Origin of the sequence: Tolypothrix sp. VBCCA 56010, from assembly GCF_050875635.1 — a bacterium.
Lineage (GTDB): Bacteria > Cyanobacteriota > Cyanobacteriia > Cyanobacteriales > Nostocaceae > Hassallia.
Window position 1 is genome coordinate 22,059 of record NZ_JBPAOH010000101.1, and the last position, 6,385, is coordinate 28,443.

A 6,385-nucleotide genomic window follows, 5' to 3' on the forward strand; every position below is an offset into this window, starting at 1 on the left:
TCCGAAAATTTTCTTCAATTAATTACCTACCTAAAAAAATTAATCACTTCAGCAAGAAAAATCCATCTTCTTACCGAAGTGTACTTTTCTTTATTGTGGCAGACTTACCCTTGGTCAATAGCTATAACAAGCATGGAAACTTGGAAAAGTTACCAAGGTGAAATTGTGTATAAAATTTTTCACGCGAAAGCGCAAGTAACCAGTTTTTTAGATTTTAAGTAACAAATAAAACAATTTCAAGCGTAATTATTCTGAGGTTAACAATGACTAAATGGTTTTACGTTCCTCAAAAAATAGTGTCTGCCAAACTTGGTAGGCTGGCTCAAGCAAGTTTTGCAGTAGCGATCGCCCTGATGTGGGTAAATCCATCTTTAGCTGCCGATCCTTTTCGTACTAACGACCAAAGGAAAATTGGCGACAAGACAGAAGCAGCTTTTAAGGCAATTTTCCAACAAGGTAACTACAAACAGGCAGAGCTTTACTTACAACAAGCCGAATCTAGTGAGCCAAATGAACCACTAGCTTATGCGATGAAGGCATCTTTAGCATACGTTAATAAAGATTTGTCTGCTTTAGACACATACAGTAAGAAAACCCTGCAAACCGGACAAAATTTGATTGCTACCGACCCATTACGTGGCAATTTATACGCTGCTGTCGGTCATTTTTTAGAAGGTGCGGTAATTCTCCAGCGTCAGGGTACAGTTAACGGGGCGCCGCAAGCTTTAACTCGGTTGCGGCAAGTTTATCAATATTTAGACAAAGCGGAAGCCGTTTCTGCCAACGATCCAGAACTGAATTTAATTAAGGGCTACATGGATTTGATGCTAGCTGTCAATTTGCCTTTTGCCAATCCAGAGCAAGCGATTGAACGCTTAGAAAAAAATGCAAGTCCTCAATATTTAGCCAATCGGGGTGTTGCTCTTGCCTACCGAGACTTAAAACAGTACTCTCAAGCACTAGAGTATGCAAATCGAGCCTTGAAAATGACATCTGATAACCCGGAGATGTATTATCTAAAAGGGCAAATCCTCCAAGAACAGGGGAAAAAAGAAAAAAGCAAGCCAATGATACAAGAAGCGATCGCTAATTTTGACAAAGCACTAGCAAAAAAATCCCAACTTCCAGCTGGTTTAGTCAAACAGATTGAACGCGAACGTCGTAGTGCTACAAACCGCCTAAATAATACTGGAAGTTAATTGCTAATTGGGCATGGGGCATTGGGCATTGGGAATTGGTAATTGAAAATGTTTATTTTCTAGTATAGAGTTTACCCATTACCTATTACCCATTACCCATTACCCATTACCCATTACCCATTACCCATTACCCATTCCCAACTTTAAATGCATATTCAATTTCGCGAATTTAATCCTTTTGATGTTTGGATTTGGCTAAGTTTTACTACAATTCCTTCTGAACGAGAAAAGCAGTATGTTGAAGAAGTTTTCAATTCTTGGTTTTATTTAGGTAAATTAGGTGCATTTAATGCCGAAAATCTTCAAGTACAGGAAACGGGACTTGATCTGAGTTATATGAATTATGACTCTGAAGGTTATGACAAAAGCTTGTTAGCGCTGATGCATAATATGGGTGAGTTTGAATATCAGGGAACTTGGGCGCGTTGTTGGTTTGATTTGGGAACTAGTGATGCGATCGCTCTCGATATTTTAATCAATTCTCTCACGCAATTGAGTGAGGAATATGTCAGCATTGAGCAATTATATATCGGCGGCGAAAATGACGATTGGTCTGTGGAAGATAGCGAGAGTCATCATTTTACGCATAATAATTAATTTTTCACAATAAAAATGCATAAACCAGATGAAATTCGCGTTTTAGCTTTGGGACTAATTAAAAAAGGCGATCGCACTTTTATTTCGCAAGGCTACGATCCAGTTAAGCAGCAAACTTTTTACCGCGCAATGGGTGGTGGTGTTGACTTTGGGGAAACCAGTTTTGAAGCACTTCAGCGAGAATTTCAAGAAGAAATCCAAGCGGAATTAACCAACATTCATTACTTGGGTTGTATAGAAAATATCTTCACTTTTAACGGTAAACAAGGTCACGAAATCTTGCAAATATATCAATGTGATTTTGTCGATACCAAGTTTTATCAACTGGAAAATTTAGTCTTTGCTGAAGGTGAAAGACAAAAAACAGCGCTTTGGGTAGAAATTAGTCGTTTTAAATCAGGAGAATTAAAGTTAGTGCCCGAACAGTTTTTAGAGTATTTATGAAGCAAACAGGCAAAATACGAGTAAAAGTATTTGGCTTAATTCGAGATAAAGAAAGGCTTTTTGTTTCTGAAGATTACGATAGCGTGAAGCAAGAAAAATATTACCGCGCTTTAGGTGGTAGTATTGAATTTGGTGAAACTAGCCACGCAGCGCTACAAAGAGAGTTTCAAGAGGAAATTCAAGCGGAATTAACAAACATTCGCTATCTGGGTTGTCTGGAAAATTTGTTTACTTATGAAGGTAAACCCGGTCATGAAATTGTTCAAGTTTATGAATGTGATTTTGTTGATTCCAAGTTTTATCAACTGGAAAAATTAGTGTTTTTTGAAGCTGGTAATTCTCAACATAAAGCGATGTGGATAGATATTTATCGCTTCAAATCAGGTGAGTTGATATTAGTACCTGAGCAGTTCGTCGATTATTTGTAAAGAGTATTTTTTACTATTATTAATAAAGTAATCTCATTATTTTAGCAATTACATTTTCAGTGATATCGTTAGAGGCTTTTTCTTGAAATTGGGCATTTCTAGCTTTCACTGCCTAGGCAACTCCCAGTATCTACCTCTGTATGAAGGTTTTCTGGCGTTACTTTTTCAAGTAATTCTTCTAGGGTATAGCTCTTTCTTTGAGGCGCGACGATTAGTTTACCCTCAGAAATACTGATAGACACATTTGTACCTTCCTTTAAGTTAACTTGATCGGCTATATTTGGGCAGGCGAATACCAATACTGTTTCCCCACATTGAAACTACTTGGGAATACATAATTTACATCAATTGTTTTTGGCAGCTAATTTACAACACTTTTTAAATTTAAATCATGTTGTATATACTAAGTATATACTCATAATTCTACAAGCTTGCATTCTTCATTTATGCTTATAGATGAAGTGTCAGGAATTACTCGACACGACAAACGATTTTTATAGTCAGCCTCTAAAGTAATGATGGAACGAGGAGTTGGGAGTTAGAAATAATATAACTCCTATCTCCCCCATGTTATTTTCCGCTGTAGAAAAAGGCAATTTCTTTCTCTTTTAAAGGAGCAAAACCAGCGTCTACAAGCTTTTTATCGAGTTCTGCTTGGGGAATGTGTTTTGCGCCAATTCGGACGATGCGCGATCGCATTGTATTAGATACGCCACTGCGCTGTCTATTTGCCTCTAGCGCCATAACTTCGGTGTACAGTTCTAACTTGGCTGGTGGAATTGGAGAACCGTCAAAATCAATTCCTTGGGCGATCGCTTCATCAATCGCATCTGCACCTGTGGTAGTTTGATTTCCTGGGTTAATTTCAGCAGGCATGGCAATTTAATTAGTCTAAAGGCTATAAGTATATTTTACCAGCCTTAGGTATTGGGGAATTGTGAGTAGAGACGCGATTAACCGCGTCTATACAAAAGTAGGGAGTAGTAAAAGAAAAATTCCCCACTCCCAACTCCCAACTTTCCACTCCCAACTTTCTACTCCCCACTCCCAACTCCCCACTCCCCACAATATTTGCAGGTACGCTTGTCAGTTTGAGAGTTTTTAGTTTAATCTCAAACCAATGGTGTAGCCATAGGTGGTGCTATGTCTGAATCTCATACTCCTCATCAAGAAGAGCGTGCTTTAGAAAAAGCTCTGACCAATAAAATAATAGATGATTGTTTTGCTTATTCGGAAAGCTGGCTGCGAGCCATTTTGCGGATGTGCATCTTCTCTTTGGCTTATTTAGATGGACAACCAGTGTTTGTCGTTGAATGTCCTAATCAAGCGGTAGCTAAACGCTTGAGTCGTAAAACTTATCCTTTTCGAGGAATGGTATATTATTTAACAGATAAATCGAACGATCGCGATCGCACTTTATTTTGCTATCAAGAACCGGACGGCGTTAATTGGCGCTGTTTTGATACTACCACCAACTCTTGGAAAACCTTGACTAATTTACACACACCGATTGCCCCAACTGATAGTTAATTAACGTGAGTTCGACGGATTAAAAAATACTAGGAGGTAGTGCAGGTAAGTCTTTAAGGTAAATGTCAAGTGAAGGTTTTTGAGGTAGATAAGTGTAGGCTGCTAAACCAGCCATCAAGTTGAATAAAAAGGTCTAGAATGTTCAATTTGACCGGAGGCGGAGCGTCTTTGGCTTCGCACAGGTTTTTCAGGTGGTCATTAACTGACTCAATTACCGCACGCTTGCGTAAAAGAATTTTATCAATTAGTTTTACCAAGCGATTTTTCATGTTCTTTTTGGATTTGGTAACTAACTGTAAGCCCCATTCATATCCTGAAGAAGCTTACTCGCTTCATCAATCTTGCTTGTAGAATTCGCTCGTTATTTTTCTGTCTACCTATAGCCGTTAAATTAAAAGTGCCCTTAGATTTTGGGAAAACTAATTCTATATCTAAAATCTAATTCTTTACTATGCTTGATGACAACGATTTTGCGTTAGCCTGGGCTGACGATACCTCGGTTGTGGTGCTTGAGGAGCTATCTTCACATCCTCAGCCAGAAGTTCGTGAGGCTGTGGCTATAAATCCGAATACACCAACGGAAACGCTGCTCAAATTAGGTAAGGAGTTTCCAGACGCGATAACTGCAAACCCGATTTTCAATCTTTTGCTACTAGAAAATCCTGAGAGCAATTTTGTTAGGCTCTCTTTAGCGCGTAGCACAACAACTAGTGAAGACAAGCTTGCTCGCTTATTAGAGATTGAGGATGAGGAAATTCTTCTTGCTGTGGCTAGAAACCCAAAGACACCTCTTGAACTCCTAGAACAACTTGTAGAAAGCCCTCCTCCTTTCTACGATCGAGACAATGATGGTCAATATGAGGTTGACGATCGTCTATTTTTCGCGATCGCTCGAAATCCGAACACTTCTGAATCGTTATTGCTTAAACTAGCCGAGAGTGGAATCAGCAATATCGAAATAGGAATCGCTCAGAACCCCAACGCACCATTATCCCTGCTCAATAAGTTTGCAGATTGGAGAGATTTTCTGATGCACAAAGTACTTGCTTTAAATCCCCAAATACCAAACGTAATGTTGAAAGAAATGGCAGGAGGAAATATAGATGTTTCGATATTCAAAGCACTTGCTCGAAATCCTCAAGTCCCAAGCGCAATATTAGAAAAACTAGCAGGAGAAAATGACGAAGAAATTCACCATCTAATCAAGAAGCATCCAAATGTTTCCGAAACTGCGATCGCCATCATCAATTTTATCGAGGGGAAATCAGGAACATCAATCGATTTGCTAGAACGGTTAGCCAGCGATCAACGAGCCTCTATTCGGCGATTGGTTGCAGCCCATTCCTCAACCCCTGCAAAGGTTTTAGAAAAACTCGCGCAGGATATAGATGAAGATGTACTCTTCAAAGCTGTAAATAATCCCAATGCAACCTCTACCGTTCTAGAGTCTTTTGCAGAGTTCTTGGTTAAACAACATCAACGTGTCACAGTATCCAATCAAGATAGGTATGAATCAATTGCAATTCGATTGGTGAAGCGTTCTGATATCACTCCAAAAGCATTAGAAAATCTATTGCAGATGAATAAGTATTATGTCGCAACGGCGATCGCATCATCTTTGAAAACCCCACCCACTATGCTGCTTGCACTTACAGACCATCAAGCTCCATTTGTAAGCATTGATTTTTTCATACATCTCGCTCAAAACCCCAATACAACCTCAGAGGGGCTAGAGAAGCTTTATCTAAAAATCAACCAAATACAGCATCCAAATACGATTAATGCTTTAAAAGCTAATGGTTTAAAAGCTATCGCTGCTCATCCCAATACCCCCGTCCATTTGCTAGAACAACTCGCAGTTCATTCCTATTACCATATCCGGGCGGCTGTTGTCACAAATGTCAACACACCGATTTCAATTTTGGAGCAATTAAGCAATAATTCGCAAGACAGCATTAGTACTGTTGCAAAACAAGTGCTGAAGGCAAGAGCTTGATTTTAAAGTGAGTTTGATGAACCTCTCCCTGTCTTGAACTTTAGTTCAAGTCTGTCCGCCGAACTCACGTTTAATTAAATAGTCAAAAGTCAACAAGAAGGGTGTGGGGTTGCATGGTTAGGGTGTAAGGGAGAAGACGGCGCACTTCGGGGCGTATGATTAAGAGACCAACGCAATCGTCTTAAAAGACG

8 protein-coding genes and 1 pseudogene are annotated in these 6,385 nt (G+C 39.3%); 6 read left to right on the forward strand and 3 right to left on the reverse strand.

Annotation, left to right across the window (positions count from 1 at the left end; all coding sequences use genetic code 11):
• The first annotated feature begins 263 nt into the window (after positions 1–263).
• The 4 genes from AABK37_RS27385 (at position 264) to AABK37_RS27400 (ending at position 2,668) form a co-directional block, all read left to right on the forward strand.
• Positions 264–1,199: a Sll0314/Alr1548 family TPR repeat-containing protein gene (locus AABK37_RS27385; protein ID WP_432554659.1), complete on the forward strand. Its 936-nt coding sequence runs from the start codon at positions 264–266 to the stop codon at positions 1,197–1,199.
• 147 nt (positions 1,200–1,346) lie between these two features.
• Entirely contained in the window at positions 1,347–1,796 is a 450-nt protein-coding gene (locus AABK37_RS27390; protein WP_432554660.1) for a DUF3531 family protein, read from the forward strand.
• A gap of 15 nt (positions 1,797–1,811) precedes the next feature.
• Complete coding sequence (locus tag AABK37_RS27395; protein ID WP_432554661.1) at positions 1,812–2,240, forward strand: NUDIX hydrolase; 429 nt, start codon at positions 1,812–1,814, stop codon at positions 2,238–2,240.
• The gene (locus AABK37_RS27400) at positions 2,237–2,668 is read left to right on the forward strand and encodes an NUDIX hydrolase (protein WP_432554662.1); all 432 of its coding nucleotides are present in this window, start codon (positions 2,237–2,239) and stop codon (positions 2,666–2,668) included. Before AABK37_RS27395 ends, AABK37_RS27400 begins: the two co-directional genes overlap by 4 nt.
• 570 nt (positions 2,669–3,238) lie before the next feature.
• Here the strand turns inward: AABK37_RS27400 and AABK37_RS27405 are convergent.
• Both AABK37_RS27405 and AABK37_RS27410 read right to left on the reverse strand, forming a co-directional pair.
• Positions 3,239–3,544, reverse strand: a complete 306-nt coding sequence (locus AABK37_RS27405) for a small RNA NsiR4-regulated ssr1528 family protein (protein ID WP_432554663.1) — start codon at positions 3,542–3,544, stop codon at positions 3,239–3,241.
• Between the two features lie 22 nt (positions 3,545–3,566).
• Positions 3,567–3,734 (reverse strand): hypothetical protein, encoded by a 168-nt coding sequence (locus tag AABK37_RS27410; protein ID WP_432554664.1) that lies wholly within the window; start codon positions 3,732–3,734, stop codon positions 3,567–3,569.
• Positions 3,735–3,811: 77 nt separating this feature from the next.
• On the opposite strand from AABK37_RS27410, the gene AABK37_RS27415 reads away from it, so the two are divergent.
• Positions 3,812–4,198: a hypothetical protein gene (locus tag AABK37_RS27415; RefSeq protein ID WP_432554665.1), complete on the forward strand. Its 387-nt coding sequence runs from the start codon at positions 3,812–3,814 to the stop codon at positions 4,196–4,198.
• A gap of 19 nt (positions 4,199–4,217) precedes the next feature.
• On the opposite strand, the pseudogene AABK37_RS27420 reads toward AABK37_RS27415, so the two are convergent.
• Positions 4,218–4,509 (reverse strand): annotated as a pseudogene (locus tag AABK37_RS27420) (transposase); the annotation flags it as partial.
• Positions 4,510–4,649: 140 nt separating this feature from the next.
• Here AABK37_RS27420 and AABK37_RS27425 point away from each other — a divergent pair.
• A complete protein-coding gene (locus tag AABK37_RS27425) occupies positions 4,650–6,194 on the forward strand; it encodes a hypothetical protein (RefSeq protein ID WP_432554666.1) in 1,545 nt (514 codons plus the stop codon).
• Positions 6,195–6,385 lie beyond the last annotated feature (191 nt).

Bases quoted from the DNA above. Each gene is read 5' to 3' on its own strand.
- AABK37_RS27385 (WP_432554659.1), top strand. From the start codon at position 264: ATGACTAAATGGTTTTACGTTCCTCAAAAAATAGTGTCTGCCAAACTT.
- AABK37_RS27390 (WP_432554660.1), top strand. From the start codon at position 1,347: ATGCATATTCAATTTCGCGAATTTAATCCTTTTGATGTTTGGATTTGG.
- AABK37_RS27395 (WP_432554661.1), top strand. From the start codon at position 1,812: ATGCATAAACCAGATGAAATTCGCGTTTTAGCTTTGGGACTAATTAAA.
- AABK37_RS27400 (WP_432554662.1), top strand. From the start codon at position 2,237: ATGAAGCAAACAGGCAAAATACGAGTAAAAGTATTTGGCTTAATTCGA.
- AABK37_RS27405 (WP_432554663.1), bottom strand. From the start codon at position 3,544: ATGCCTGCTGAAATTAACCCAGGAAATCAAACTACCACAGGTGCAGAT.
- AABK37_RS27415 (WP_432554665.1), top strand. From the start codon at position 3,812: ATGTCTGAATCTCATACTCCTCATCAAGAAGAGCGTGCTTTAGAAAAA.
- AABK37_RS27425 (WP_432554666.1), top strand. From the start codon at position 4,650: ATGCTTGATGACAACGATTTTGCGTTAGCCTGGGCTGACGATACCTCG.